This window comes from Natranaeroarchaeum sulfidigenes (assembly GCF_017094485.1).
In the GTDB taxonomy this organism is placed as follows: domain Archaea; phylum Halobacteriota; class Halobacteria; order Halobacteriales; family Natronoarchaeaceae; genus Natranaeroarchaeum; species Natranaeroarchaeum sulfidigenes.
The window spans coordinates 2,375,688-2,401,044 of sequence record NZ_CP064786.1 but is presented as its reverse complement, the minus strand read 5'-3'; the positions used below and the strand labels follow the sequence as shown (position 1 = coordinate 2,401,044).

Sequence of the window (25,357 nt, the reverse complement as noted above, 5' to 3'; positions counted from 1 at the left end):
AGGTCGCGTGCCAAAATCAGGACGGTCGCGCGTCTATATCATGACGGCGATCGAGATGACGATCGCCCCCATAATGATATAGAACAGTACCGGGATGAGGTTCAGTCGTATCACCCGACCTTCCTGTCCGACGAGCCCGACCGTCGCTAGCGCGGCGATGACGTTGTGGATCGCGATCACGTTCCCGATCGCAGCACCGATCATCTGTCCACCGACGATCAGGTGCTGTGGGAGGCCTGCCTGGGTCGCGACCTCGTACTGGAGGCCGCTGAAGGTGATGTTCGAAACCGTGATCGATCCCGTGATGAACGTGCCAAGGACGCCGATCGGGACGGCGACGACTGTGTATATGTCGCCGAACACCGTGGCGGTCCCGTCGGCCAACACGACCATCATGCTATCGCCGCCAGGTGCATCTGGATACTGTCCGGATTCGAGCATGATGCCGACCATCCCGATGACAAACACCAGCGCGATAGCGGGCGAAACGATCTTCTGTCCGGCCTCGCGCCACGCACCGGCGACTTCCGACCCGTCGAGATCGAACAGAGGGATGGCGATAAGCGCACTCAGCACCAGCCAAGTGCCCGGAACGTAGGCCCAGTCAATGCTGTTCGTGACCTCAGTACCGAGGATACCGTCCCATTCTGGGGTGAAGACGGCGGCCTGTGAGAGGACCTCGCCGATCGGCGTGAAATCACGGGTGATGATCAACAGGACGACCAGGATCAGGTACGGGGCCCACGCTCGGGCAAGCGACATCGACGGGCTATCGCCACCAGTCGCTTCGGAACCCGTGCCGTTGCCTCCTCCGGGTTCGACGGAGCCGACCCAGTGGTCGGGCCACTCGTCACGCTCCGGGAACGTCCACTCTTCCTCTGGGACAAAGTAGCCAGCACGAAGCACCGCAATGGTAACCGTGATCCCCACCATCGAACCGATGATCGAGGGGAGCTCGGGACCGATAAAGAGCGCCGTTAACGCGAAGGGGACGACAAAGGCGACCCCAGCGAACAGACAGAGCGGGACGACGGGTTTGACCGGCGCGAGCGATCGCTCCTCCGGGTCGCCGAAGAAGTACACGACCATACCGACGGCCATAAGCGGCATAAACACACCAATAAGGGACTGATAGACCGCAGCGGAGCCGGCCGCCTGCGCGACGATGTCGGCGGCTTCCGCGGGGGAAACTCCGCTGAGCGCCGAAATCGGATCGAGTGTCCCGGGTCGGACAGGAACCCCGACGGCACCGAACGTCGTCGCGATGGCGTGGCCGATCAGCGCTGCGATCACCGCGGCCATCGCCGGGAAGCCCAGTGCGAGCAAGAGCGGTGCGACGACCGCTGCGGGGGTCCCGAAGCCAGCAACGCCTTCGAGGAACGTGGCCATGAAGAAGCCGAGCAGCACGATCTGAACTCGTCGGTCCTCGCTGATTGCGGCGAACCCCTCGTTGATCCGATCGATCGCACCGGCGCGCATTAGCGTGTACAACAGCACGAGCGCGCCGAAGACGATCCAGAGGATCTCGATGGCGAGCATGACTCCCCAGAGCGTCGTCGCTGCGATCCAGTCCAGCGGCATTCCCCAGAAGACCCCTGCGACGACGGCCGCCGTTGCCCACGCCACGGGCATCGATCTGACCGCTGGCCAGAGCAACCCAACGAGCAAGACTGCGACGACGAGCAGCGGTGCAAGCGCCGCTAGCACGAGCGTCACGTCGGTCATCGGATCACCCGTTTGACCGCTCTCTTACCGTCAAAACTCCTCGCGTCATACCTGACCAGATTGCCACGTTGAGACGACATAATCGTCCCCTTTGCCACGAGATTAAATAAAAGGTTGTAGGTGTTCCCGCTTCACGGGAAATCGGCGCAGGCGTCCGTCAGTCGGGTCGAGAACAGTAGGTTTATCAGGCGTTCGGGGCGAATCACTACCAAGATTACTGTCTCATATGTCAGATAACAAACGACAACCGGAGGTGAACATCGGACTCGTCGGCCACGTCGACCACGGCAAAACGACGCTCGTACAGGCACTGTCCGGCGAGTGGACGGACCAGCACTCCGAGGAGATGAAGCGGGGTATCTCGATCCGTCTCGGTTACGCCGATGCGACCTTCCGGCGGTTCCCGGACCGTGACGAGCCCGAGTGTTATACCGTCGAGGAAACAGGACCGGACGGTGAGGAAAGCGAGATCATGCGCACGGTCTCCTTTGTCGATGCCCCGGGCCACGAAACGCTGATGGCGACGATGCTTTCCGGTGCGTCGATCATGGACGGTGCGGTGCTGGTCGTGAGTGCAAGCGAACCAGTCCCACAGCCACAGACCGAAGAGCACCTGATGGCGCTCGATATCATCGGTATCGATAACATCGTTATTGCCCAGAACAAAATCGATCTGGTCGACGCCGACCGCGCCCGCGAGAACTACGATGAGATTCAGGAGTTCGTTGAGGGGACAGTCGCCGAAGACGCCCCCGTCGTCCCGATCAGCGCCGGTCAGGACGTCAATATGGATGTGCTGATCGGAGCGATCGAGGAGGAGATCCCGACGCCCGAGCGCGATCCCGATGCCGATGCAACGATGCACGTCGCCCGAAGTTTCGATATCAACCGTCCGGGCACCACCTGGGAGGACCTGACCGGCGGCGTCATCGGTGGCAGCCTCTCGAAAGGCGAACTCGAAAACGGCGAAACGATAGAGATCCGTCCCGGCCGTGAGGTCGAAGAGGGAGGTCAATCGGAGTACCAGCCCATCGAAACGGAGATCCGATCGCTACAGGCGGGCGGCGAAACGGTAGATCGTGTCTCGCCGGGTGGACTGCTCGGCGTCGGAACCGGCCTCGACCCCAGTCTCACGAAAGGCGACGCGCTCGCCGGACAGGTCGCCGGTCCCTCCGGAACGCTCCCGCCCACGTGGGAGAGCTTCGAGATGGAAGTCGACCTGCTCGACCGGATCGTCGGGCAGGAAAGCGGCAGTGTCGACGAGATCAGCACCGGTGAACCACTGATGCTGACAGTCGGCACGGCGACCACAGTCGGAGCCGTCACCAGCGCACGCGGCGACGAGTGCGAACTCAAACTCAAACGCCCGGTCTGCGCGGCCGAAGGGGACAAGATCGCGATCAACCGTCGCGTCGGTGCGCGCTGGCGGCTGATCGGCGTTGGAACGCTCAAAGGATAATCGGCGATGGCACCGACAGTCGCTGTCGACACGAACGCATTCATGATGCCAGTTGAACTCGATGTTCGGCTGTTCGACGAGCTCAATCGGTTACTCGATGGGTACGAGCCGGTAACCCCACAGGCAGTCGTCGAGGAGCTTCGAAAGCTCTCCGAGAAGGGCGGCAACGAAGGTATCGCGGCGAGCGTCGGACACGACCTGGCGACAGAACGGTGTCTCATCCTCGACACGGACGCGACGTACGCCGACGATGCGGTCGTCGAACTCGCCCGTGAGGGCACGGCCGAGTACGTCGTCACGAACGACCAGCCTCTTCAACAACGGGCGCTCGACGCGTCCGTTGCAGTAATTGGTTTAAGGGGCAAGAACAAACTCGCAATCACTCAACCATAGCCATGTACAAACGGGTCAGACTAAAGGATACAGTCGAAGTACCGCCGCGGGAGCTGGCAAACGTTACGCCGGATCTCGTGAAGAAACTGCTGCAGGACAAACTCGAAGGCCGGATGGACGAGGAGGTCGGCTCCGTCGTCAGCGTCGTCGATGTCCACGATATCGGCGACGGCGCGGTACTTCCGAACCGTCCGGGCGTCTACTACGAGGCCGAGTTCGACGCCGTCACGTTCGATCCGCAGATGCAGGAGGTCGTCGACGGAACCGTCGTCGAGGTCGTCGAGTTCGGCGCGTTCGTCGGCATCGGGCCGGTCGACGGGCTGCTCCACGTCTCGCAGATCTCCGACGAGTATCTCGCCTACGACGCCGAGAACCAGCGCCTCGCCTCGAACGAGTCGGACCAGGCACTCGCCGTCGACGACGCCGTCCGGGCACGGATCGTCACCAAGAGTATCGACGAGCGCAACCCCCGGGACTCGAAGATCGGACTCACCGCCAAACAGCCGGGACTGGGCAAGCACGGCTGGCTCGAAGACGAGCGGAGCAAGCGACAGGCGCAAGCCGGTGAGAGCTAATGGCCGAGGATCGTCTCGTCTGTCGGGAGTGTCACCGCGTTAACGATCCGGACGAGCAGAACTGCGTTGCCTGTGGCTCCAGCAGCCTCACCGAGGACTGGGCGGGCTACGTGTTTATCGCCCATCCCGAGGAAAGCCAGATCGCAACGGAGATGGAAGTGACCGAGCCGGGCGCGTACGCGCTGAAAGTCCGGTAACGTGTCTCCGGACGACGATCGCGACGATACAGATGTCGTCGTCACACTGCCCGAGGAGCTTCGGTCGGCGTTCAAAGAGCCACTGGGCCCAGTGTACACTGATCCGCAACTCCTTCTCGAAGACGCTGGCTCGCCGCTGATCGCCGTCGGGGATATCGTCACCTATCATTTCGAGCGTGTCGGCGTCCAGCCCGATGTCGTGCTCGTCGACGGGCGAACGAAGCGCCGCGAGGTCGACGACGAGGTTAGGGAGACGGTCGATGCCTTGCCGAATCAGATCGAGGCGGTGAACCCGGCCGGAACGCTCAGCGCGGAGCTGCTCTATGCCCTCGTGAACGCCCTCGACCGTGCGGAGGCGACGACGATCGTCGTCGATGGCGAAGAGGACCTCGCGGCGGTACCGGCGGTGCTCGCCGCCCCGGTTGGGGCATCGGTTGTCTACGGCCAACCGGACGAAGGAATGGTCAATGTACGGGTCACCGAGGAACGGAAAATGGAGTTCCGTGACCTACTATCTCGCATGGACGGCGACCACGAGCGGCTGTGGGCGCTACTGGAGTAATCGACTCACTCCGCCCCGGCGGATAGATGCTCCGAGAGGACGGACCGGACGCCGCGTCGAATCAACTTCGAGAGGGCCTGTTCGGAAATGTCGAATCGATCGGATAGTTCGCCGAGCGTCGTCCGACGAGGAACATCGAAAAACCCCTCCTCGAACGCGGCGGTGACCGCTTCGAGCTGTTTGTCAGTCATTGCACAGCCACGCATCGGGCCGGGAACCGTGTGGAGCTGTTCGATTTCAAACTGGATGTGAGACGATGTACAGTCGTCGTAGAGACGTCGCAGCGACCCATCGTCCGGGCCCCGAAGCCGCAGCGACCACGACCTATGCTCGCCGACAGCTTCAACCACGACAATACCTCGCTCGGAAAGCAGCCGAACGAAGTCAGTGTGAAAGTCGGGCGACCACTCTACGCGAACGAGCGACGAGTTCTCAACTGAACCATACGGCAGTGCACCGACCACCGAGTCCAGCGAACGAATCCGTGAGATCGTCTCGTCAGGGGAGGTACTGGTTATCCAGAGGAACTGTACCGGCTGTGTGCTGAAGTGTACTGCCCGCTCGAACTCGATCCGTGATACGGGCTCCGACGTCAACAAGTCTCCAAGAGGGAGCGCTGTTGGAGCTACTGAGACATCTGCGAGAACAGACATACTGGAAGTAGTCACTATATATATATATATATATATATATATATATATATTAGCTCATTGTTTTAAACACAATTACATGAAATTAACCACATCATCACACGACTTCAATGACATAGTCATTAGAATAGTTATTCTTTTTGACGGCCCCACACGATCGTAACTTCGGGAGATGAATGTGATGCAGACGAACGAGGGCTTTCGACCGAGTCGTCACTTCGACTTCCTCGTATTCGACGACGCGCCGAGCAAGCTCTTCCGGTGTGAGTGGGCCATCTGCTTGGGCGAGTTCGATGAGGACACACTTCCGAAACGGTGAGCTCAGAATAGTGTGTAACTCGGCTGGCGCGTCGAGAAAAGGTGTTATACCATGGCGTTGTAATACTTCGTCGATCGAAACAGGCTGCTCTGCGATACGGTCGCTTTCGCAGCGTCGACCGGAAAGATCGTCACCAGACATCTGTATCACATATCTCCGACGGCCATATTATGCTACAGGGTTGATTAGACAACAGTATTTTAAGTGACGGGAGATACGCTGGATACCTGCCGACCGATACTGTCGCCTCCTGAAAGACAGATCTCAGGAACGGATCGACTGCTACGGCGACGCGTTCGAAATCCTTTTACCCGTTTCAGCGGGAGTAATATGCAACTGAGTACACATGGACGTCGAAATCCTAGACGAAGACGAGAATCCGATGTTGCACCGTACCGACGTGACTTTCCAGATCGTTCACGAAGAAGCCACCCCCGAGCGCCTCTCCGTCCGCGACAGCCTCGCGGCGAAGCTCAACAAGGACGCCAGTGAGGTCGTTGTCCGCAAGCTCGACACCAAGTTCGGGATGCGAAAGACGATCGGCAAGGCGAAAGTTTACGAGAGCGCCGACCACGCACAGGACGTCGAGCAGGACCACATGCTCGAACGCAACAAGATCGAACTCGGCGAGGCCGAAGCCGAAGAAGCGGAGGAAGCCTGAATGCCCCGACACGAACTCTACAACGACGACGGAACGACCGACAACGAGCAGTGTCCGCGGTGTGGCGACGCGTTTCTGGCCGACCACGGCGACCGCCAGCACTGCGGTGCTTGCGGCTACACCGAGTGGGACTGACTCGGTGACCGACGCCTGTTGTGAGTGACCGACCGCGCGTTCTCGGAATCGAAGGCACAGCCTGGGCAGCCAGCGCAGCCGTCTATGATCCCGGGGAGGGTGTTTCTATCGAGACGGACGCCTACCAGCCCGAGAGCGGCGGCATCGATCCGAGCGAGGCCGCCGAGCACATGCACAACGCGATCCCGAAGGTCGTCGGGACGGCGCTCGATCATGCCGCGGGCCTGAGCGACGACGATCCGCCCATCGACGCGGTCGCCTTTTCACGAGGTCCCGGTCTCGGACCGTGTCTCCGGATCGTCGGAACCGCCGCACGTGCGCTTGCCCAGTCGCTCGACGTTCCCCTGATCGGTGTCAACCACATGGTTGCACACCTTGAGATCGGTCGTCATCGATCGGGCTTTGATTCCCCGGTCTGTCTGAACGCCAGCGGCGCGAACGCCCACGTACTGGGTTTTCATAATGGCCGGTATCAGGTCCTCGGCGAGACGATGGATACCGGTGCTGGCAACGCCATCGACAAGTTCACCCGCCACGTCGGCTGGTCCCATCCTGGCGGGCCGAAAGTCGAGGAGGCGGCTCGGGACGGTGAGTACACCGAACTTCCCTACGTTGTGAAGGGGATGGACTTCTCGTTTTCGGGGATCATGAGCGCCGCAAAACAGGAGTACGACGGGGGGACCCCGGTCGAGGACGTCTGTGTCGGCCTGCAGGAGACGATATTCGCCATGCTGACCGAGGTCGCCGAGCGGGCGCTCTCGCTGACCGGTAGCGACGAACTCGTTCTCGGCGGCGGCGTCGGACAGAACGAGCGACTGCGGGAGATGCTTGCGCTGATGTGCGAGCAACGCGGTGCACAGTTTTACGCCCCGGAACCGCGCTTCCTGCGGGACAACGCCGGGATGATCGCTGTCCTCGGCGCGACGATGTACGAAGCGGGTGATACAATCGGGATCGACGAGTCTGGGATCGACTCGGATTTCCGTCCCGACCAGGTGCCGGTAACGTGGCGCGATGAGGAAAGCGTCGCGCGCGGAGCGGTCGAATCGGATCGCCAGCAGGGCGCGGAAGCGACGGTCCGGATCGAGGGCGACCGCGTCTACAAAGAACGAGCTCCCAAGACGTACCGCCACCCGGACCTCGACGCCCGCCTCCGGCGGGAGCGGACGACGCTCGAGGCCCGCCTCACCAGCGAGGCGCGGCGAAATGGCGTGCCGACGCCGCTCGTGCTGGACGTCGACCGGCGGGAGGCGACGATCACCTTCGAGCGCGTGGGGCGATCGGACCTGCAGGCCGACCTGACCGAAGAGCGCGTCAGGACGGTGGGCAAACACCTCGCGGCCCTGCACGCCGCCGGGATCGTCCACGGTGACCCGACGACCCGGAACATTCGCATCGACGACAGGCGCGTCTACATGATCGACTTCGGGCTGGGTTATTACTCCGATCACGTCGAAGACTACGCGATGGATCTGCACGTCTTCGAGCAGAGTCTGGATGGCACCGCAGCGGACCCCTCCGCGATGCGCGCTGCGTTCGAGGACGGCTACGCGGCGGCAGGCGAGCAGCGAGTTCTCGACCAGTTACGCGAGATCGAAGGGCGTGGTCGATACCAGTAGCGCAGGTTGACCGTCGTTACTCGCTTCGACCGATCGCGCGCGCCGGGGCGGCATCCGCCTCGGTCAGTGGAAGCGGCGACACGTCAAGGCGAAACTCCGAGGGTACCACTTCGAGATTGGTGAGGTTCTCGACGATCAGCTTTCCAGTCCCGAGTATCGCATGGTGGGCCGGGACGCCTGCCGAATCCCCCGGCGCTTGCGATTCGCTGCCTGTTGGATCGACGTTTAGTGCGTCGATGCCGGCGTGACAGTCCATGTCGGCGACACGTCGGGCCGTCTCGGGCGCGAGATAGGGATGGTCGAGATACCGCTCGTCGGGCCAGTGGGCGTCCCAGCCGGTATGAAAGACGAGCGCGTCGGCGTCCGGATCGGTCGGCAGGACGGTGGGTGGGATCGGCTCACCGGCTCTATACCCGGTGCAGTCCAGTTTCACTGCGTCCATCGAGAACGTCTCGACGGGGAACGAATCCAGCGTCACCCCGTTCGGTTCGGTGTGGGCGGGCGCGTCGATGTGTGTGCCGCTGTGGCTTCCGAGGGAGAGTGCGGTGACACGGTAGCCGTCGGCATCGTGGCTTGCGTGCGGGTTGAGTGAGACAGTTGGATCGCCAGGGTACACGGGAACGTCCTCGTCGAGGGGCTGGGAGAGATCGAAAATGGTCATAGCCGCTCATTGGGCCCGAGCAGCCTAACGGTTCCCCACTACTCCGATTCGGCGGGGGTCGCCGCGCCGCCGCTGGCGTCCGGATCGGGATCCGCGTAGATCGATTCGATCTCGTCGGCGTACATGTCGAAGATGTTCCGGCGTTTCTTCTTCATCGTCGGCGTCAGCAGGTCGTTATCCTCGGTGAACTCGATCGGCACGAGTCGGAACTGTTTGATCTGCTCGTGGTGCTCGAAGTCCTCGTTGACCGCGTCGACTTCTCGCTGGATTCGCTCGACGACGCGCTCGTCACGACAGAGTTCTCCCGTATCGTCGGGAAGGTCGATCCCCTCGCCGTCCGCCCACTCGCGGACCCGCTCCACGTTCGGCACCAGCAACGCGCCGACGAACTTTCGGCCGTCGCCGACGACGAAACACTGCTCGACCAGCTGGTTCGAGGCGAAGGCGTCCTCGATGGGGGCAGGAGCGACGTTTTTCCCCGTCGAGAGCACGAGTAGCTGTTTCGCGCGCTCGCGGAAGACCAGGTAGTCATCGGGGCGTTGCTGGACGATGTCGCCGGTTCGGAACCAGCGCCCGTCCTCGTCCTCGACGAACGCCTCCTCGGTGGCCTCGGGTTTCTCCCAGTATCCCTCGGCGACGTTCGGTCCCTGCACGAGCAACTCGCCGATCTTACCCATCGCGTCGTCGAACTGCTGGCGGGGGACCACGGAGGTGTCGATCTTGACCTCGACGTCGGGCAGCGGGAGGCCGATCGTGCCGATCTTGGTGTCCTCCGCCGGGTTCGTCGAGACGACCGGGGAGGTCTCGGTCAGCCCATAGCCCTCGTAGATCGGCAAACCCATCCCGTGATAGAGTCGACAGAGATCGGGCGAGAGCGTCCCGCCGCCGGAGTTCATGATCTCGATATTGCCACCGAGGGCGTCACGGACGTCCGAGAACACGAGCGTGTCGGCGATCTTCATCTTCGTCCTGAGGCCGATCCCCGGTGACTGGGCCTGCTGGTAGGATTTGCTTACCTCTGTTGCCCACTCGAAGATCCGCGCTTTGATATCGGACTCCTGGGCCTGCTCGCGGATCGCGTCGTACATCTTTTCGTAGACCCGTGGCACGCTCGTCGAGGCTGTCGGGCGGACCGCCTGAAAGTCGTCTTTGAGCGTGTCGGTGCTTTCCGCGTAGGCGACGGTCGCGCCGACCGCGAACATCAGGAAGTGGCCGACAGTGCGTTCGTAGACGTGTGCAAGTGGGAGGAAGGAGACGGTGTCAGTATCTGTATCGAGCGTCGGCAGGTCCGCGGTCTTGTCTGGCCGGGGAGCGTATCGTCTGTACGTCTGGTTGACGTTCGCCCGGAGGTTCCGGTGGGTGAGCTTGACGCCTTTGGGCTGGCCCGTGGTTCCGGAGGTGTAGATCAGGGTTGCGAGATCATCGACCTCCTGCTCGTCGATCCACCCCTCGAAGACGTCTGGATCGAACGCCCTCTCGCCGAGCGTGTGGACCTCCGCGAGCGTGTATATCCCCTCGTCCGTTCGGTCCTGATACTCCTGATCCAGTTCGTCCATCGACACGATGAACTCCAGATCGAGCCCGTCGGCAACCGAGAGTACGCGTTCGAGGTGATCCTGATTCTCGACGACCACACCCGTCGCGTCGGGATCGTCGAGCAGGTACTCGACCTGTGCCTCCGAGGAGCTTTCATAGATAGTCGTCACGACCGCACCCGCCGAGAGGAGCGCAAAGTCGCTCTGTGCCCACTCCATGCGAGTGTCACCGAAGATGGCGACACGATCACCGGCCTCGACCCCTAGTTCGTGGAACCCCGCGGCGAGTCGTCGAACGACCTTCGCCATCTCGTCGTACGTAATTTCTGTGAACTCACCGTCCGGTGCCGCCTCGACTACCGGCCCAGCCAGCGATCGATCGTAGATACCGCCCTTGTAGCGCTGTGCTGGCCGGTCAGCGTTCCGCTCGACCGTCTCGGCGAACAGCCGAGGGATAGTGGTCATGCCCGTTACATCGTCAGTGTACTCCCGTTCGGCCTGTCGCCAGCTCATGATCTATCTGACAATCCCATTCGATAATAATAAATCGGGTGGGTTATTTCACCGCGCCTCACCCCCAGAGAACACGACACATGTCGAATACGGGGTTACAAAACCGAGTCAGTCCTCGTACATATCCTCGATCTGTGCCTCGAAGCGGTCGATGATGTTCCGTCGCTTCTTCTTCATCGTCGGCGTCATCAGGTCGTTATCCTCGGTGAACTCCTCGGAGACGAGGCGGAACTTCTTGATCGTCTCGTAGGACTCGAAGTTTTCGTTGACCGTGTCTACTTCCTCCTGAATCCGCTCGCGGACGCGGTCGTCCTCGATAAGCGCACTGTGACTGGCGGGTAGGTCAATTCCTTCCTCCTCAGCCCACGAGCGGATCCCATCTACGTTCGGCGCGATCAGCGCGCCAACGAACTTCCGGCTGTCGCCGACGACCATGCACTGCTCGACGACCTCGCTAGAGGCGAAAGCGTCCTCGATCGGGGCTGGCGCGACGTTTTTGCCGGTCGAGAGCACCATGATCTGTTTTGCTCGCTCTTTGAACTCGATGTAGTCGTCCGGACGTAGATGGACGATGTCACCTGTCCGGAACCAGCGGTCGGTCTCGGTGTCCCCGCCATCAGCAGAGGCCGCCTCACTCTCTAGCTCGGTGAACGCACCCGCGGTGGCGTCGGGCTTCTCCCAGTACCCCTCGGTGACGTTGGGCCCCCGAACGAGCAACTCACCGACCTCGCCGGGTAGATCCGCGAACTCGTCGCCTGCGAGACTCTCGTCGATCCGGACGTCGACGTCGACGACCGGAGGACCGATCGTCCCGACCTTCGGCTCCTCGGGCGGGTTGACGGCGACGACGGGCGAGGTCTCGGTCAGGCCGTACCCCTCCATGATCGGCAGGCCCATCCCGTGATACAGTGCACAGAGTTCGGCCGAGAGGCTGCCGCCGCCGCTGATGAAGAATTCGATATTTCCACCAAGCGCCTCCTTGACCGTGCTGAAAACGAGTCTGTCCGCCACGGTCCGCTTCGTCTCGAGGACGAAACCGGGGTCGTCGGTCTCGTGATACGTCTGTCCTACGTCGGTCGCCCACGCGAAGATTCGGGCTTTGATGTCGGATTCCTGGGCCTGCTCGCGGATCGCATCGTACATTTTCTCGTAGACGCGGGGTACACTCGTCGCGGTCGTCGGCCCGACCTGTTCGAAGTCCGCCTGAATGGTGTCGGAGCTCTCGGCGTAGGCGACGCAGGCCCCGACGCCGAACATGAGGAAGTGCCCGGCCATCCGCTCGAAAACGTGTGCGAGCGGCAGGAAGGAAACGGTTCTGGTGTGTTCGTCGATGACCGGCGTATCGCCCTTGTCCGGGCGGGGGCCGTACCGCCTGTACACCTGATTGACGTTCGACCGGAAGTTGGCGTGGGTCAACTGGACGCCCTTGGGCTTGCCCGTGGTACCCGACGTGTATATCAGACTGGCGAGATCCTCCACGTCACGCTCGTCGAGCCACCCCTCGTACTCCTCGGGATCGTAGAGATCCGCGCCGCGGTCGTGGACCTCCGCGAGCGTGTAGATGTCTTCACGGTCGTACGCGTCGTCGCGCTGGTTGAATTCGTCAATCACGACGATGAACTCCAGATCCAACTCGTCCTCGACGGAGAGAACCCGATCGAGCAGTTCCTCGTTCTCGACGACGACACCCGCTGCCCCCGGGTCGTCGAGCAAGTACTGGGCCTGATGTGGTGAGGAGCCTGTGTAGACTGTTGTGACGACGCCGCCCGCCGCGAGCACGGCGAAGTCGGTCTGTGCCCACTCCATGCGGGTGTCGGCAAAGAGACCAACACGAGTGCCGTCCACGACACCGAGATCACGGAACCCTGCTGCGAGATGGTGCACGATATCGCGCAGCTCGGCGTATGGGATGGCCCGGAACTCGTCGTCGGGCGCTTCGGGGAGCACGGTCTCGGTCAGCGAGCGATCGTAGACGCCACCCTTGTACTGCTGGGCGGGTCGATCGGTGTGGCGCTCGGCTGCCGCCTCGAACAGCCGCGGCAACGTGGTCAGCTCGGTCACGTGATCGTCGAACTCCGCTTCGGCGTCCCTCCAGTTCATATCTGTGTGACTGTTGACCATCATAATAAAACAGCATGAACGTAGTCGCAGTTTGGAGTTGTTTTACAGCCGATCAAGATAGCCGAGTACGCCCCGGACGTTCATTGCGGTCTCCGCGCGGGTCTTGTGCTCGCCCCAGACCTGGATCAGATCCTCGTCGACGCCGTCGACGAAGTGGTCCACGACGGCGTCGTCGTTGCCGAGGACTTTGCGCTTCTCCTCGACTTCTTCGACCCACTCGGTGAGGACAGTCTCGTACTCATCGAGCAGGTCGGCGGTCGGCGCTGGTCCGAAGTGGGCAAACAGCAGCGTCTCCGGATCGATCTCCCGGAGCGTCTCGATGTCGTCCAGCGCGGTTTCGAGGTCGAAGTTCGACGGCGGCGAGGTCGGTTCGATCCGTTCCAGTTCAGGTACATAAATCCCGGCAGCGTCGGCGGTAAAGACCGCGTCGTTCGCCGGATCCTCGAAGATGATCTGATGGGGCGCATGACCCGGCGCGTGGTGGACTCGAAGTTCGTGATCGCCCAGATCGATCACGTCGCCATCGGTGAGCGCCCGGAGACGGTCCTCGGGAACCGGTTTCGGATCGGTGTAGTACTGCCACTGATCGCCGACAGCAGCTTTAGTTCCCTCTACCAGCCGTGCTGGGTCGGCGAGATGCGGCACCCCGATCTCGTGAGTGTAGACGTCCGCGTTCGGACAGTCCGCGGCAAGAAAGCCCGCCCCTCCGGCGTGGTCGAGATGAACGTGCGTGGGCGCGATCACCTTAATCTCCTCGGTGGTAATCCCGACCGTGCCGATGGCATCCTTCACGTACTCGTAGTTCGTCCCGATCCCGGTATCGACGACTGCGGGACGTTCGGCGTCGAGAACGTACACCGCGCCGTAGCTCGGCGAGTCGTACATCCCGGTGTCGACGTAATAGAGGTCGGTACACGAACCCATCGTCACTTCGGTGACGTCGCCTGCGGCCATATCGGAAGACCGTGTGGCAGGGTAAAAGAGGTTACTCGACTCACCGAGTTTCTTGCGTGAGAAACGCTTATGGGAATTGGGAGAACATACTCGACCCAATGCGTTATTGTCACGAGTGCGAGGCGGAAGTCGGGCCGAAGGCGACCGAGTGTGGGGACTGTGGCGCGGATCTAATGGGGTCGACGGCGAACTCGCAGGGCTCCGTGGCTGGGAGCAACAGTGGCCCGCTGGCCAGTCTCCGTGGGCTGTTCGACCGCGGTGGCGACGCCGGATCATCCGCAGAGGCGAAGACGGATGGCGGCTCGAACGATTCGGATGGTGGGTCGGACGACTCGGATAATGACTCCGATGACGGCGGCCTTCTCGCATCGATCAGGAATCGGTTCTGATTCACTCGCCGATCTCGGAGTCGGTGCATCGACACGGTTTTGCCGCGCGCACCTGAAGCAACTCGCAAGAATGCTCGATAGAACCATGCTCCGGGAGGACCCCGAACAGGTCCGCCGGGCAGTCGACGTAAAAGGCGTCGACGACGTCGACGTCGACGAGATTATCGCGCTCGACGAAGAGTGGCGCGAGCTGAAAGCACGCGGCGACGACCTTCGTCACGACCGGAACGAGGTCAGTCGCCAGATCGGTGAGTACAAACAGGCCGGTGAAGAGGAGAAAGCGCAAGCAGCGATCGAGCGCTCCCAGGAACTCAAAGACGAACTGGAGAGCGTCGAAGCTCGCGCCGACGAGCTCAAATCCGAGATCGACGAACGGATGCTCGAACTCCCCAACATCCCCCACGAGGACGCGCCGGTCGGCGACGACGAGAGCGACAACGTCGAGGTCGACCGATGGGGCTTCGAGGACCGCCGCGAACTTCCCGACGACCTCGTTCCCCACTACGATCTGGGAGAGGAACTCGACGTACTCGATTTCGAGCGCGGTGCAAAGGTCACTGGTGGCGGCTTCCAGTTCATCAAAGGAGAGGGAGCCATGCTGGAGCATGCCCTCATCCAGTTCATGCTGGACGTCCACCGCGAGCAGGGGTATCTCGATGTGCTTCCACCCATCCCTGTCAACTCCGCGTCGATGGAGGGCACCGGGCAGTTGCCGAAGTTCGCGGAGGACGCCTACCGCGTCGGCGCGCGACAGGACGACGAGTACGACGAGGACGACCTCTGGCTACTACCGACCGCCGAGGTGCCAGTCACCAACATGTACCGCGACGAAATTCTGCTGGACGACGACCTTCCGGTCAAACATCAGGCGTTCTCGCCGAACTTCCGCCGCGAGGCTGGCGAACACGGAACGGAGACGCGGGGATACGTCCGTGTCCACCAGTTCCACAAGGTCGAACTCGTCAATTTCGTTCGCCCGGAGTCGAGTTACGATCGTCTCGACTCGATCGTCGAGGAGGCTACGGCGGTACTCGAACGGCTCGGCCTCCCGTATCGAGTGCTGGAGATGTGTACGGGAGATATGGGCTTCACGCAGGCCAGAAAGTACGACATCGAGGTGTGGGCTCCGGCGGACGACATGGAAGACGGCCCCGCGGAGGGAGGGCGCTGGCTCGAAGTCTCCTCGGCGTCGAACTTCGAGGACTTCCAGGCAAGACGGGCTGGCCTGCGCTACCGGCCAGAACGCCACGAGTCGGCGGAGTATCTCCACACGCTCAACGCCTCCGGGCTCGCCGTCCCACGGGTTATGGTTGCGATCATGGAGTACTACCAGAACGAGGACGGTACCGTCACGGTTCCCGAAGCGTTGCGCCCCTACATGGGCGGCACAGAGCGTATCGAAGGACACGACCCTGTCGGCGAGTCGGCACTCGGTGCGGGCGAGCGCGAGTAGTCCCTCTTCGACCCCTTCTCAGAGATACGAGCCGCTACCAGTTTCAGGATTCGACCCGTTCCGGATGCCCCTGCGTGTACGTCCGGACGCTCTCGATCCGCCCGTCTGTGACGGTGTGGATATCCGCGAACCGAAAGAGCGACTCTCCGTGCGAGTCGAGCAGTTGCCCCTGCACGGCGGCTCCGTTCCCGTTCGTAAACACCCTTTCTATCTCGTGGGTCGTGTCGGTCATCGGTCGGTCCTCGCGCATGAACGAGACGAACGCGTCCCGACCCTCGAAAGTCCGATCGGGTCGATAGTGCGTGAATCCGGGGACGAGCAGGTCGGTGAGATCGTCGTAGCGGTGCTCATCGAGGGCGGCGTAGAACGCGCGGATGGTCGCGTCGGCGTCGGCCATACAGGCGAGTGCGTGCCGAGGGGTAACAAGCGCTGTGGACCGGAACGGTCATCGGCCCGGGGGCGAAAGCGGATATATGATCTATGCGGATCTCCACGCCCACACGACGCGCTCGGACGGCTCGCTAACGCTTGACACGCTCTCTGCCGCCGCACGCGAAGCAGGCGTCTCCGTCGTCGCGGTCACCGATCACGACCGGCTCCACCCCGACATCGAGCCGCCGGTCGACGTCATCGACAATCTCACCGTCGTGAGGGGGATCGAGCTTCGCGTCGAGACGCCGCGCGGCCAGCGCGTCGACCTGCTGGGCTACGGTGCACGGGGGACCACCGAGCTAACTACGGAACTCGATCGGATCCAGCGCGACCGGATCGGGCGCGGGCGGGCGATGGTCGAGCGGTGTGAAGACCGACTCGGTGTGGATCTCGGTCTCACCGTCGAGGAAGGCTTTGGTCGGCCACACCTCGCGCGGGCGATCGAGGCACACCCGGAAACGGGGCTATCCTACGAGGATGCGTTCGACGAGTTGATCGGCAACGATGGGCCGTGTTTCGTCGCCCGGGACGTGACGCCGTTCGAAGAGGGACGGCAGCTTCTGGACGACGCGTGTGGGCTGGTTGGGCTGGCACATCCGCTGCGCTATGCCGAGCCCGAGGCGGCGCTGGCGTTGACAGCCGATCTCGACGCAGTGGAGCGGTTCTATCCGTACGGTCGCCCGGTTGATACTGCACCTGTCGACCGGGTGATCCGCGACCACGATCTGATCGCAACTGGGGGTACCGACGCGCACGAAATGGAACTCGGGCGAGCAGGACTCGACGAGGACGGGTACCGACCGATTGCCACAGCGCTCGGACGTACTGAGGGTTGATTCGTCGGCTCCGATAACGCAGGCTTCAAACGGTGTCGGCCCCTATCGGCAGGTATGCAGTGCCACTACTGTGACGAGACCGCTTCCGTCGCCGCCGAGTCCGACGGTATCAAGGTCGGACTCTGCGAGGATCACTTCCAGGAGCGGCTCGAAGAGCTGGCCGAATCCGACGCGCTTGACGAGCTACGGGAAAGCGTCGACGTGGATCATCAGGAGTAGTTCTCTCGACCCATAGTGCGACCGCAATCCGACGTAGCGACTGCTGTGTTTCGATGGCGATCCGTACCCCTTAGTGAACGCGGCCCTGTCTGGGAGTATGGAACAGATGGACGGCACCACGGTGACTGCCTGCGAACGCTGTCCCGAACTGTGTGACTCCCGTAGCCGGATAGTCAACGGCGTCGGCCCCGAAGATGCTGACATCGTCTTCGTCGGGGAAGCACCCGGTGCAACCGAGGACGAACGCGGCGAACCGTTCGTCGGCCGGAGCGGCGACGTACTCGACGAGGCGCTGCGAGACGTCGGACTTGCACGCGCGGACGTCAGGATCACGAACTGCGTGCGCTGTCGCCCGCCAGAGAACCGCGATCCGACCGACGAGGAACTGAACAACTGCAGGCCGTATCTGGACCGGGAACTCGAACGTATCGATCCACAGATCGTCGTCACGCTCGGGAAAGTCCCCAGCGAGCACGTTCTGGGGCGATCCGTGGGAATCACGTCGGAAGCCGGACGCATCGAGGACGTTCGGATCGGCGGGAGGTCACACCGCGTCCTGCTGTCGGTGCATCCCGCAGCCACGCTGTACGACCGGAGCCAGCGCGACACCTTCGAGGAGACCATCGCTACCGCGGCGGATCTCGGTGGTAGTGGTGGATCGGGTGGGCAGGCGCGACTCGGCGATTACTGACCGGGTCTCTCGTAGAACGTACCGGTTACCGGTACGTACTGGTCTCAGAGAACACCGACGGGAAACTGATCGAGTACTCCCGAACGCACCACAGTTCCCTTTGCGGGGATTGCAAAACCTAAATGCCCGGCCCCCCCAGAGAGAGGTAATGAACGGGAATCGGTTCGGTCGCCTCTTCCAGGTGACCACGTTCGGCGAAAGTCACGGCGAGGCGATGGGCGTCACTATCTCGGGCTGTCCCGCGGGGCTGGAACTCTCCGAGGACGACATTCAGGGCGATCTCGACCGGCGCAAACCCGGTCAGTCGATGATCTCGACGTCCAGGGGCGAACCCGACGCCGTCTCGATCAAAAGCGGGATTCAGGACGGCTATACCACCGGCACGCCCATCGGCATGGTCATCCAGAACAAGGACGCCCGGTCGGGCAAGTACGAACCCTTCATCACCGCGCCCCGTCCGTCTCACGGCGACTTTACCTACTCGGCGAAGTTCGGTACGCGAAACTGGGGCGGGGGCGGGCGTTCCTCGGCGCGAGAGACCGTGAACTGGGTCGCCGCCGGTGCGGTGGCAAAGAAACTGCTCGCGAACGAGGGAATCGAGCTCAAAGCTCACGTCAACCAGATCGGTGACATCGAAGCACCCGAAGTCTCCTTCGAGCAGATGCTCGAACACAGCGAGGACAACGACGTCCGCTGTGCTGATCCCGACGCCGCAGCGGAGATGCAGGAGTTAATCGAGAGCTACCAGGAGGAGGGCGACTCGATCGGGGGCTCGATCTACTTCGAGGCCCGCGGCGTTCCGGTCGGTCTCGGGGCGCCACGCTTTGACTCGCTGTCCGCACGGCTTGGACAGGCCATGATGTCGGTCCCCGCAACGACTGCTTTCGAGTTCGGCCTCGGTACCGAGGCCGCCGAGTGGACCGGCAAGGAGCGAAACGACGACTGGACGTTCGACGACGAGGGCACCCCCGTTCCGGTCGAAAATGACCACGGCGGGATTCAGGGTGGTATCTCCAGCGGCGAGCCGATCTACGGTGAGGTGACGCTTCACGCTCCAACCTCGATTCCGAAGACCCAGCAGACCGCCGACTGGGAAACGGGTGAACTCAAAGACGAGAAAGTGATCGGGCGACACGATCCCGTCCTGCCGCCACGGGGCGTCCCGGTCGTCGAGGCGATGCTGGCGCTGACGCTCGTGGACTTCATGTTGCTCTCCGGTCGGATCAACCCTGACCGTGTCGACGACCAGCCGGGCGAGTACGATACCGACTACCACCCGAGCAACCCGCGCAACGAGTGATGAACGTCGGCGTCGGCAGTACGAATCCGGTCAAGATCAGCGCGGTCGAGGACGCGTTCTCGGATCTTCCGGGTGTCCAGGTCGAGGGGATTGCTGTCGACTCGGGCGTCCCCGAACAGCCCTGGGGTCGTGCGGAGACGATCGAGGGAGCGGAGAACCGTGCCCGACGTGCGCTCGATGCCGGACACTACGATCTCGGGGTCGGCATCGAGGGAGGCGTCGAGGAGATCGACGAGATACCCGGAGTTTCGTTGATCATGTGGGCTGCCGTGACCGACGGCGATCGGCTGGTTCGTGGCGGCGGGCCGACGCTCCCGCTCCCGGGACGTGTCGGTGAGCGACTCCAAACGGGCGAGGAACTGGGTCCGATTCTGGACGACGAACTCGATCGAGAGAACGTCGCCAGACAGGAAGGTGCGGCGGGCGTCCTGACTGGCGACACTATTTCGCGCCAGTCGGCACTGGTCCACGCAGTCGCGGGCGCGATCGGTCCGTTCGTCACCGACGAGTACGTGCGTTAGCCAGACGTACCAACGGGATGTTCCGAAGCGTCAGTTCGTGGCATTCGGTAGACGAAAACCACCAGACTGCATCGGATTAACTGACCGTACCAAACCCGCTAAGTCAGTTCTGTCCCTGTACTGTAGTATGAGCACGACCGCCGCGACGACTGCCGCCGACGGACTGAACCTCGACCTGAACGAGAAACAACACCGGATCCTCGCGTACCTCCGCGAGAAAGGAGCCACAAAAACCTACTTCAAGTCCCGGAACATCGGCAAAGCGCTGGATATGACGGCCAAAGAAGTCGGCGCAAACATGACCGCAATTCAGGAGGGGGAGGCGGATATCGACGTCGAGAAGTGGGGTTACTCGTCGAGTACGACCTGGAAAGTAACAGTCTAGGGATCGAAGCGGATCAGTTCGTCCGCATCGGCAGCCAGCGCCTGAGCATCCGGGCCAAACGAGTCGGCGTACCGAACGACAATAGTCAGTACGGTCTCGGGTTCGACGACCGCATAGCCGTCTTCGCGTGCGAGCAGTCCGGCTTCTTCCAGCTTTTTGGCATACTTGCTCACCGTCGGCTGTGATACCTCGAGCGCTGTGGCAAGCGTACTGCCTGTCGCATCGGGATCGCGGAGCAGTTCGATGATCATGCCCCGAGGCGTTTCTCGCCGGAGAAAGCCCAGTGCTACCTGCTCGAACGTGGAAAACCGGTTGGCGGGGAAGTACCGCCTGTAGTCGCCGTCACGGCGGGTCTCGACACGTCCGGAATCGACGAGTTCGCGGAGATGGTGCTGGGCTTCACCAGTACCTAGCTGGAGGTCGTCACGGATTTTCGAGAAGTGAGCGCCCGGTGTCGTTGAAAGGTAGCCCGCTATCGCGGACCGACGCTCGCTTCGGCCCTCTCGGTCTTCTTCGGACCCCGCTGCCATCCCGGCGAGCGGGCTAGCCGCTCCAAGTGCAGCGAATCGGCGCAACGTTGCGCGCTTGCCCTCGTCGACCGGACGCTCTGGCATCTACTGCGGTATAGAGGACTGCGTAATAAAACCGCTTCGGGTGGGTTACTGCACTTCGTCTTCGAGTTCGACGTTACCTTCTTCGATCTCCTCGTCCATTTCGTCGATCACTTCGTCGGCGCTTTTGATGCCGGTGCCTGCCTTGCCTTCCTTGATCTTCTGGGCCTCTTCTTCCATCGCTTCGATATCCATCTCGGCTTCCTCGTCGATCTCGCCGAGGATCTCCTCGATGTCGTTCAGGCCGAGCAGTTCGGCCGTGTCGTCGTCGAAGTCCAGACTGTCGAGGGCGCTGGTCTGCTGCTGGACATCACTCCCCGAGAGGTGTTTGCCGTAGCGGCCGATCATGGATGTGAGCTCCTGAGGCATGACGAAGGTCGTCGATTCGCCCTTGCCGATCTCTTCTAACGTCTCCATCCCCTGATCGATAATAGCGCGTTCGCCCATCGATTCGGCGGATTTCGCGCGAAGCACGGTCGAAATCGAGTCACCCTGTGCTTCGAGGATCTGGCTCTGTTTCTCACCCTGCGCGCGGATGATGTTGGACTGCTTGTCACCTTCTGCCTTCTCGACGGCGCTCCGTCGTTCACCCTGTGCTTCCAGAATCATCGCACGGCGACGCCGTTCCGCGGATGTCTGTTTCTCCATTGCCTGCTGGACGTCCTTGGAGGGGTTGACCTCGCGGACCTCGACTGACTCGACGCGGATCCCCCACTCGTCGGTGGGTTCGTCGAGTTCCTTTCGGATCTTCGCGTTGATCTCCTGGCGTTTGTTCAGCGTGTCGTCGAGTTCCATGTCACCCAGCACGGCACGGAGGGTGGTCTGGGCGAGGTTCGAGACGGCCTTCTTGTAGTTGTCCACTTCGAGGAACGCCTTCTTGGCGTCCATCACCTTGATGTAGACGACGGCGTCGGCGGTCACCGGGGAGTTGTCACGGGTGATCGCCTCCTGTCGTGGGACATCAAGCGTCTGTGTACGCATGTCGAACGCGTACGTCCGCGAGACGAACGGCGGGACGAAGTTGATACCGGGCTGGAGGAGTTTTCGGTACTCGCCAAAGACCGTCAGTGCACGCTTTTCGTACGCATCGACGATCTCGACCATGCTTGCAACCGTTACGATCGCGAGCAACAGGACGAGTCCGACCAGCAAGGTTGGACCAAGTCCGATCAGGGCAATTGTGACTGCCATATAAATAATTGCGGATCCGGACGTAAAAATACTTCTCGTTTCGTATCACAGACCAGTCAGGACTGGCAGCGTCTCATTCTGTCGCTCGTTCGGTTTCGGTGCTATCGGACTCTGCCGGAGGCGAGTCGACAGCTTCTGCTTCGTCTTCATCGCCACCTTCCGGTTCGACGTCACTCTCGCCGAGTTCGCGGTCGCGAGCGAGCGCCCGGTCGATCTCGTCTTCGTCGAGATGCTCGAACGAGTCGACGGTGAGCACGTTGCCCCCGCCGGGATCCACGACGATCACTTCCGTTCCCTCCTCGATCTCCTGATCCATACTGCGAGCCTGGTAGAAGGGATTGAACCCCCCTTCTTCGAGTTTGATCTGTCCGTCAGTTTTCGTAACTCGCTCGGTGACGTAGCCAGTTTGGCCGGTAAGCGAGTCCGAGTTACTCGTCTGCCCCGCCTCCGTACCGCCATAGAGATCGAACTCACGATAAATAAACAGGGCGACAGCGCCGGTCACGAGCACCATCCCGGCCAGGGCGAGCGTCGAGACGGGCCCCCCGAGTACGCCACCGATAGCTAGTCCCAGCAATCCCGCCACCAGCAGGGCGACGCCGAGGACGATGAAGTTCGCGCCGGGAGCCATCGCTTCCATCATAAGCAGGATGATCCCTGCGATCACGAGTAGCGTCGGCGCGTCGATAGCCTGCAAGACCATACTCGTCTTTGGGGATGCGGTGGATTAACTGTTTTCACGCGCTAAGTCCCCTCCCTCAAGGAGTCGTTCGAGAGACCTGTGCACTCTTGTGATCACGAAACGTTTCGATTTCCGGAGTGCCCCGTGGCATCCGCCATGTCGATCCGTGAATTCAGGAATATCGAGGCGAATTCGCGGGTTCAGTACGTTCGCGCGAAGTACGCCGTCTCCTCGGCGGGATCGTCACAGATCGCACACTTGTCGTGGACCGGCTCCTCGTCACGATCGAGCGGGCACATGACGATTTCGGCGGCGATCTCGTCTTTGATCACGGTCTCGCAGGCCTCGTCACCACACCAGCCACATTCGACGTAGCCGCCGTGCTGGCCGATGGTCCCGAGGATCTCGGGCGGGCTCTCGGCCTCGCGGACGTTTTCCTCTAAGTTCTCCTCGGCGGCGTCGTACAGTTTGTCGTACACGTCGTCGAAGTGTTCCTCGGCCGTCTCGGCGATATCCTCGCGATCCTCGACGATCGATTCGCCGTCGGGACGGTGGACGATCGTGACTTCTTCGTCCTCGACCTCGTGGGGGCCGATCTCGAAGCGGACCGGGACGCCGTTTAGCTCGTGTTCGTTGAACTTGAAACCGGGATTGCGCTCGTCCCGGTCGTCCAGTTCGACGGAGATGCCTGCCGCCTCGAGCTCGTCGGCGATCTCCTCGGCGTACTCCAGCACGTCGTCTTTCGTGTCTTCCTGCCAGATGGGGACGATCGCGACCTGTGTGGGTGCGATGGTAGGGGGGAGGACGAGCCCCTGATCGTCGCTGTGGGTCATGATCAGCGCGCCCAGCGAGCGCCACGACAGTCCCCACGAGGTGGTGTGAGCGACCTGTTCGTCCTCGTTCTCGTCGGTGTAGGTGAGATCGAACGCTTCGGCAAAGCTCGTTCCGAGGTAGTGACTTGTCGCGCTCTGGACGGACTTCCCGTCGGGCATCAGCGCCTCGACCGTCGTCGTGGTGTGTGCGCCGGGGAACTTGTCGTGTTCGGGCTTGCGGCCGCGCATGACCGGAATCGCGAGGACGTCCTCGAACAGCTGCTCGTACTGATCGAGCCGGAGCATCGTCTCGTCCCAGGCTCCGCCCTCGTCCTCGTGGGCGGTGTGGCCCTCCTGCCAGAGGAACTCCTTGGTGCGGAAGAAGGGTTTGGTCTCGGTGGCTTCCCACCGGACCACGCTACACCACTGGTTCAGGCGCAAGGGGAGGTCCCGATGGCTGCGCGTCCACTCGGCCATGAAAGGGGCGATGATACTCTCGCTGGTCGGGCGGACGGCGAGGCGCTCTTCGAGTTCGTCGTGACCGCCGTGGGTGACCCAGGCGACCTCGGGATCGAACCCTTCGACGATGTCTTTCTCCCGTTCGAGGAAGCTTTCGGGGATGAACATCGGGAAGTAGGCGTTGGTCACGCCGGTCTCTTTGAACCAGCCGTCGAGCCGATCCTGTAGTGCTTCCCAGAGTGCATATCCCCGTGGGCGTGTGACGATAAATCCGCCCATGGGGGCATAATCCGCGAGTTTCGCCTTCTGGACGACTTCGGCGTACCAGTCGCCGGTCGCGTACTCCTTGCTCTCGGTGATACCGAGTTCTTGCTCGCTCATTGTAGGGTGTGTGTCCGCCCGGGGTAATAGACGAACCGATCCGGGCGAACGAGTCTCCCGTTGACCCCCTCGAAACGTCGGCTCGTCCGTCGAGTGGGTGACCGGTCGGGTTGCTCTACCCGCGTAGTTCCTCGGCAACGTCTTTTCCACTCATTATTTCGGGGATGACGACGGTGTCCGCGCCAGCACGGCGTGCTAACTGCTCGTACTCGCCATCACCGATGCGGACGATGAGTTCCGCCCGGGGGGCGAGCTCGCGCGCGACGATAGCGATCTGGATGTTGGCGTTCGTGTCGTCGATACCTGCAACGATCGTTTCGGCGGTGTCGACCGCGGCGCGTCGCTGTACTGCCTCTCGGATCGCGTCGCCGTCGACGACGAGGTGACCGTCCCGCTCGGCGCGAACGACGACGTCTTGCTCGCGTTCGATGACGACGATATCCCGCCCGACGGCCTCCAGTTGTTCGACGACGGTTCGCCCGAACATCCCGTACCCACAGACGACGGTGTGATTTTCCAGGTTTGCGATTGTTCGTTCCTGTTGCACGCGTTTGAGCTCCTCCGTGATCTGTCCGCCAAAGAGCGCCGCGACGACTGTCTGACCGATCCAGAGGCTCGCCACGACGAGGGCGACCCGGCTCGTGACGGCAAAGGCCTTGACGATCGTTTCGGGGCCGGCGTGCTCCCGGAAGTGGATGCCGATGTTCGCCGGACTGATGAGCCAATAGGCGGCCTCGATGGGCCCGACATCTGCGAGGAGGACGAACCCGCCGATCGAGGCAAGTACAACCGCTACGAGCGAACCTACTGGCGGTAGTGCTCGCCGGAGAAACGGTCGGTTCGCGAGCGGTCCCTTGGCGGCAGGCGTCACAGCCCACGTGAAGGACTCATCGATGAAAAATTGCCTGATTTTTGA

29 protein-coding genes are annotated in these 25,357 nt (G+C 62.0%); 16 read left to right on the top strand and 13 right to left on the bottom strand.

Features of this window, described 5'->3' with window-relative positions:
- Positions 1–33: 33 nt before the first annotated feature.
- On the bottom strand, positions 34–1,725 hold the full coding sequence (locus AArcS_RS12455; protein WP_238477743.1) for an L-lactate permease: 1,692 nt from the start codon (positions 1,723–1,725) through the stop codon (positions 34–36).
- A 226-nt stretch (positions 1,726–1,951) separates the two neighbouring features.
- Here AArcS_RS12455 and AArcS_RS12450 point away from each other — a divergent pair, with 226 nt between their 5' ends.
- The 5 genes from AArcS_RS12450 to AArcS_RS12430 are packed head-to-tail and all read left to right on the top strand — an operon-like array spanning position 1,952 to position 4,911.
- Positions 1,952–3,184, top strand: coding sequence for a translation initiation factor IF-2 subunit gamma (locus tag AArcS_RS12450; RefSeq protein ID WP_238477742.1), 1,233 nt, complete (start codon positions 1,952–1,954; stop codon positions 3,182–3,184).
- A gap of 6 nt (positions 3,185–3,190) precedes the next feature.
- Positions 3,191–3,577, top strand: coding sequence for a type II toxin-antitoxin system VapC family toxin (locus AArcS_RS12445; RefSeq protein WP_238477741.1), 387 nt, complete (start codon positions 3,191–3,193; stop codon positions 3,575–3,577).
- Positions 3,578–3,579: 2 nt separating this feature from the next.
- The gene (locus AArcS_RS12440) at positions 3,580–4,152 is read left to right on the top strand and encodes a DNA-directed RNA polymerase (RefSeq protein ID WP_238477740.1); all 573 of its coding nucleotides are present in this window, start codon (positions 3,580–3,582) and stop codon (positions 4,150–4,152) included.
- Positions 4,152–4,349 carry a transcription elongation factor subunit Spt4 gene (spt4, locus tag AArcS_RS12435; protein ID WP_238477739.1) on the top strand — a complete coding sequence of 66 codons (198 nt, stop codon included), beginning with the start codon at positions 4,152–4,154 and terminating at the stop codon, positions 4,347–4,349. Before AArcS_RS12440 ends, spt4 begins: the two co-directional genes overlap by 1 nt.
- Position 4,350: 1 nt before the next feature.
- Positions 4,351–4,911: a GTP-dependent dephospho-CoA kinase family protein gene (locus tag AArcS_RS12430; protein WP_238477738.1), complete on the top strand. Its 561-nt coding sequence runs from the start codon at positions 4,351–4,353 to the stop codon at positions 4,909–4,911.
- 5 nt (positions 4,912–4,916) lie between these two features.
- Here AArcS_RS12430 and AArcS_RS12425 read toward each other — a convergent pair whose 3' ends face one another.
- Positions 4,917–5,564 (bottom strand): helix-turn-helix domain-containing protein, encoded by a 648-nt coding sequence (locus AArcS_RS12425; RefSeq protein ID WP_238477737.1) that lies wholly within the window; start codon positions 5,562–5,564, stop codon positions 4,917–4,919.
- A 94-nt stretch (positions 5,565–5,658) separates the two neighbouring features.
- Positions 5,659–6,021, bottom strand: coding sequence for a DUF7344 domain-containing protein (locus AArcS_RS16015; RefSeq protein ID WP_445668769.1), 363 nt, complete (start codon positions 6,019–6,021; stop codon positions 5,659–5,661).
- Between the two features lie 205 nt (positions 6,022–6,226).
- Between AArcS_RS16015 and AArcS_RS12415 the strand changes: the two genes are divergently transcribed.
- From AArcS_RS12415 to AArcS_RS12405, 3 genes are read left to right on the top strand one after another with little or no spacing between them, the layout of a single operon-like run.
- Positions 6,227–6,541: a 30S ribosomal protein S24e gene (locus tag AArcS_RS12415; RefSeq protein WP_238477735.1), complete on the top strand. Its 315-nt coding sequence runs from the start codon at positions 6,227–6,229 to the stop codon at positions 6,539–6,541.
- Positions 6,542–6,676, top strand: a complete 135-nt coding sequence (locus AArcS_RS12410) for a 30S ribosomal protein S27ae (RefSeq protein ID WP_238477734.1) — start codon at positions 6,542–6,544, stop codon at positions 6,674–6,676. It begins immediately after the preceding gene.
- Positions 6,677–6,696: 20 nt separating this feature from the next.
- A complete protein-coding gene (locus tag AArcS_RS12405; RefSeq protein WP_238477733.1) occupies positions 6,697–8,295 on the top strand; it encodes a bifunctional N(6)-L-threonylcarbamoyladenine synthase/serine/threonine protein kinase in 1,599 nt (532 codons plus the stop codon).
- Between the two features lie 16 nt (positions 8,296–8,311).
- On the opposite strand, the gene AArcS_RS12400 is transcribed toward AArcS_RS12405, so the two are convergent.
- The 4 genes from AArcS_RS12400 to AArcS_RS12385 form a co-directional block, all read right to left on the bottom strand.
- Positions 8,312–8,956 (bottom strand): cyclase family protein, encoded by a 645-nt coding sequence (locus AArcS_RS12400; RefSeq protein ID WP_238477732.1) that lies wholly within the window; start codon positions 8,954–8,956, stop codon positions 8,312–8,314.
- 38 nt (positions 8,957–8,994) lie between these two features.
- Complete coding sequence (locus tag AArcS_RS12395; RefSeq protein ID WP_238477731.1) at positions 8,995–11,004, bottom strand: AMP-dependent synthetase/ligase; 2,010 nt, start codon at positions 11,002–11,004, stop codon at positions 8,995–8,997.
- 108 nt (positions 11,005–11,112) lie between these two features.
- Positions 11,113–13,104 carry an AMP-dependent synthetase/ligase gene (locus AArcS_RS12390; RefSeq protein ID WP_238477730.1) on the bottom strand — a complete coding sequence of 664 codons (1,992 nt, stop codon included), beginning with the start codon at positions 13,102–13,104 and terminating at the stop codon, positions 11,113–11,115.
- A 63-nt stretch (positions 13,105–13,167) separates the two neighbouring features.
- On the bottom strand, positions 13,168–14,079 hold the full coding sequence (locus AArcS_RS12385) for an MBL fold metallo-hydrolase (RefSeq protein ID WP_238477729.1): 912 nt from the start codon (positions 14,077–14,079) through the stop codon (positions 13,168–13,170).
- A 98-nt stretch (positions 14,080–14,177) separates the two neighbouring features.
- Here AArcS_RS12385 and AArcS_RS12380 point away from each other — a divergent pair, with 98 nt between their 5' ends.
- Together AArcS_RS12380 and serS are read left to right on the top strand one after the other, a co-directional pair.
- Positions 14,178–14,468 (top strand): hypothetical protein, encoded by a 291-nt coding sequence (locus AArcS_RS12380; protein ID WP_238477728.1) that lies wholly within the window; start codon positions 14,178–14,180, stop codon positions 14,466–14,468.
- 70 nt (positions 14,469–14,538) lie between these two features.
- Entirely contained in the window at positions 14,539–15,921 is a 1,383-nt protein-coding gene (gene serS / locus AArcS_RS12375; RefSeq protein ID WP_238477727.1) for a serine--tRNA ligase, read from the top strand.
- Between the two features lie 43 nt (positions 15,922–15,964).
- Here serS and AArcS_RS12370 read toward each other — a convergent pair whose 3' ends face one another.
- A complete protein-coding gene (locus AArcS_RS12370; protein ID WP_238477726.1) occupies positions 15,965–16,318 on the bottom strand; it encodes a nuclear transport factor 2 family protein in 354 nt (117 codons plus the stop codon).
- 76 nt (positions 16,319–16,394) lie between these two features.
- Here AArcS_RS12370 and AArcS_RS12365 point away from each other — a divergent pair, with 76 nt between their 5' ends.
- The 6 genes from AArcS_RS12365 to AArcS_RS12340 all read left to right on the top strand — a co-directional run bounded on the left by AArcS_RS12365 (position 16,395) and on the right by AArcS_RS12340 (position 20,305).
- Positions 16,395–17,189 carry a PHP domain-containing protein gene (locus AArcS_RS12365; protein ID WP_238477725.1) on the top strand — a complete coding sequence of 265 codons (795 nt, stop codon included), beginning with the start codon at positions 16,395–16,397 and terminating at the stop codon, positions 17,187–17,189.
- 54 nt (positions 17,190–17,243) lie between these two features.
- Positions 17,244–17,408 (top strand): DUF6757 family protein, encoded by a 165-nt coding sequence (locus AArcS_RS12360; RefSeq protein WP_238477724.1) that lies wholly within the window; start codon positions 17,244–17,246, stop codon positions 17,406–17,408.
- Between the two features lie 97 nt (positions 17,409–17,505).
- The gene (locus AArcS_RS12355) at positions 17,506–18,099 is read left to right on the top strand and encodes a uracil-DNA glycosylase (RefSeq protein ID WP_238477723.1); all 594 of its coding nucleotides are present in this window, start codon (positions 17,506–17,508) and stop codon (positions 18,097–18,099) included.
- Between the two features lie 148 nt (positions 18,100–18,247).
- Positions 18,248–19,399, top strand: a complete 1,152-nt coding sequence (gene aroC, locus AArcS_RS12350) for a chorismate synthase (RefSeq protein WP_238477722.1) — start codon at positions 18,248–18,250, stop codon at positions 19,397–19,399.
- Complete coding sequence (yjjX, locus tag AArcS_RS12345) at positions 19,399–19,920, top strand: inosine/xanthosine triphosphatase (RefSeq protein ID WP_238477721.1); 522 nt, start codon at positions 19,399–19,401, stop codon at positions 19,918–19,920. Before aroC ends, yjjX begins: the two co-directional genes overlap by 1 nt.
- A 127-nt stretch (positions 19,921–20,047) precedes the next feature.
- The gene (locus AArcS_RS12340; protein WP_238477720.1) at positions 20,048–20,305 is read left to right on the top strand and encodes a DUF7123 family protein; all 258 of its coding nucleotides are present in this window, start codon (positions 20,048–20,050) and stop codon (positions 20,303–20,305) included.
- Here the strand turns inward: AArcS_RS12340 and AArcS_RS12335 are convergent.
- The 5 genes from AArcS_RS12335 to AArcS_RS12315 all read right to left on the bottom strand — a co-directional run bounded on the left by AArcS_RS12335 (position 20,302) and on the right by AArcS_RS12315 (position 25,312).
- Complete coding sequence (locus AArcS_RS12335) at positions 20,302–20,919, bottom strand: winged helix-turn-helix transcriptional regulator (protein ID WP_238477719.1); 618 nt, start codon at positions 20,917–20,919, stop codon at positions 20,302–20,304. The genes AArcS_RS12340 and AArcS_RS12335 overlap by 4 nt on opposite strands.
- 45 nt (positions 20,920–20,964) lie before the next feature.
- Positions 20,965–22,107: an SPFH domain-containing protein gene (locus AArcS_RS12330; protein ID WP_238477718.1), complete on the bottom strand. Its 1,143-nt coding sequence runs from the start codon at positions 22,105–22,107 to the stop codon at positions 20,965–20,967.
- Between the two features lie 73 nt (positions 22,108–22,180).
- Positions 22,181–22,810 carry an NfeD family protein gene (locus tag AArcS_RS12325; RefSeq protein WP_238477717.1) on the bottom strand — a complete coding sequence of 210 codons (630 nt, stop codon included), beginning with the start codon at positions 22,808–22,810 and terminating at the stop codon, positions 22,181–22,183.
- Positions 22,811–22,989: 179 nt separating this feature from the next.
- Positions 22,990–24,441 (bottom strand): proline--tRNA ligase, encoded by a 1,452-nt coding sequence (gene proS, locus AArcS_RS12320; RefSeq protein WP_238477716.1) that lies wholly within the window; start codon positions 24,439–24,441, stop codon positions 22,990–22,992.
- Between the two features lie 115 nt (positions 24,442–24,556).
- Positions 24,557–25,312, bottom strand: coding sequence for a potassium channel family protein (locus tag AArcS_RS12315; RefSeq protein WP_238477715.1), 756 nt, complete (start codon positions 25,310–25,312; stop codon positions 24,557–24,559).
- Positions 25,313–25,357 lie beyond the last annotated feature (45 nt).

What these genes read in the sequence shown, in the direction of transcription:
- AArcS_RS12455 (WP_238477743.1), bottom strand. Translation starts at nt 1,725, where the DNA reads ATGACCGACGTGACGCTCGTGCTAGCGGCGCTTGCACCGCTGCTCGTC.
- AArcS_RS12360 (WP_238477724.1), top strand. Translation starts at nt 17,244, where the DNA reads ATGCAGTGCCACTACTGTGACGAGACCGCTTCCGTCGCCGCCGAGTCC.
- AArcS_RS12335 (WP_238477719.1), bottom strand. Translation starts at nt 20,919, where the DNA reads ATGCCAGAGCGTCCGGTCGACGAGGGCAAGCGCGCAACGTTGCGCCGA.
- AArcS_RS12385 (WP_238477729.1), bottom strand. Translation starts at nt 14,079, where the DNA reads ATGGCCGCAGGCGACGTCACCGAAGTGACGATGGGTTCGTGTACCGAC.
- AArcS_RS12410 (WP_238477734.1), top strand. Translation starts at nt 6,542, where the DNA reads ATGCCCCGACACGAACTCTACAACGACGACGGAACGACCGACAACGAG.
- AArcS_RS12330 (WP_238477718.1), bottom strand. Translation starts at nt 22,107, where the DNA reads ATGGCAGTCACAATTGCCCTGATCGGACTTGGTCCAACCTTGCTGGTC.
- AArcS_RS12340 (WP_238477720.1), top strand. Translation starts at nt 20,048, where the DNA reads ATGAGCACGACCGCCGCGACGACTGCCGCCGACGGACTGAACCTCGAC.
- serS (WP_238477727.1), top strand. Translation starts at nt 14,539, where the DNA reads ATGCTCGATAGAACCATGCTCCGGGAGGACCCCGAACAGGTCCGCCGG.
- AArcS_RS12450 (WP_238477742.1), top strand. Translation starts at nt 1,952, where the DNA reads ATGTCAGATAACAAACGACAACCGGAGGTGAACATCGGACTCGTCGGC.
- AArcS_RS12440 (WP_238477740.1), top strand. Translation starts at nt 3,580, where the DNA reads ATGTACAAACGGGTCAGACTAAAGGATACAGTCGAAGTACCGCCGCGG.
- aroC (WP_238477722.1), top strand. Translation starts at nt 18,248, where the DNA reads ATGAACGGGAATCGGTTCGGTCGCCTCTTCCAGGTGACCACGTTCGGC.
- proS (WP_238477716.1), bottom strand. Translation starts at nt 24,441, where the DNA reads ATGAGCGAGCAAGAACTCGGTATCACCGAGAGCAAGGAGTACGCGACC.
- AArcS_RS12415 (WP_238477735.1), top strand. Translation starts at nt 6,227, where the DNA reads ATGGACGTCGAAATCCTAGACGAAGACGAGAATCCGATGTTGCACCGT.
- AArcS_RS12355 (WP_238477723.1), top strand. Translation starts at nt 17,506, where the DNA reads ATGGAACAGATGGACGGCACCACGGTGACTGCCTGCGAACGCTGTCCC.
- AArcS_RS12395 (WP_238477731.1), bottom strand. Translation starts at nt 11,004, where the DNA reads ATGAGCTGGCGACAGGCCGAACGGGAGTACACTGACGATGTAACGGGC.
- spt4 (WP_238477739.1), top strand. Translation starts at nt 4,152, where the DNA reads ATGGCCGAGGATCGTCTCGTCTGTCGGGAGTGTCACCGCGTTAACGAT.
- AArcS_RS12425 (WP_238477737.1), bottom strand. Translation starts at nt 5,564, where the DNA reads ATGTCTGTTCTCGCAGATGTCTCAGTAGCTCCAACAGCGCTCCCTCTT.
- AArcS_RS12370 (WP_238477726.1), bottom strand. Translation starts at nt 16,318, where the DNA reads ATGGCCGACGCCGACGCGACCATCCGCGCGTTCTACGCCGCCCTCGAT.
- AArcS_RS12325 (WP_238477717.1), bottom strand. Translation starts at nt 22,810, where the DNA reads ATGGTCTTGCAGGCTATCGACGCGCCGACGCTACTCGTGATCGCAGGG.
- AArcS_RS12365 (WP_238477725.1), top strand. Translation starts at nt 16,395, where the DNA reads ATGATCTATGCGGATCTCCACGCCCACACGACGCGCTCGGACGGCTCG.
- AArcS_RS12445 (WP_238477741.1), top strand. Translation starts at nt 3,191, where the DNA reads ATGGCACCGACAGTCGCTGTCGACACGAACGCATTCATGATGCCAGTT.
- AArcS_RS12380 (WP_238477728.1), top strand. Translation starts at nt 14,178, where the DNA reads ATGCGTTATTGTCACGAGTGCGAGGCGGAAGTCGGGCCGAAGGCGACC.
- AArcS_RS12400 (WP_238477732.1), bottom strand. Translation starts at nt 8,956, where the DNA reads ATGACCATTTTCGATCTCTCCCAGCCCCTCGACGAGGACGTTCCCGTG.
- yjjX (WP_238477721.1), top strand. Translation starts at nt 19,399, where the DNA reads ATGAACGTCGGCGTCGGCAGTACGAATCCGGTCAAGATCAGCGCGGTC.
- AArcS_RS16015 (WP_445668769.1), bottom strand. Translation starts at nt 6,021, where the DNA reads ATGTCTGGTGACGATCTTTCCGGTCGACGCTGCGAAAGCGACCGTATC.
- AArcS_RS12390 (WP_238477730.1), bottom strand. Translation starts at nt 13,104, where the DNA reads ATGAACTGGAGGGACGCCGAAGCGGAGTTCGACGATCACGTGACCGAG.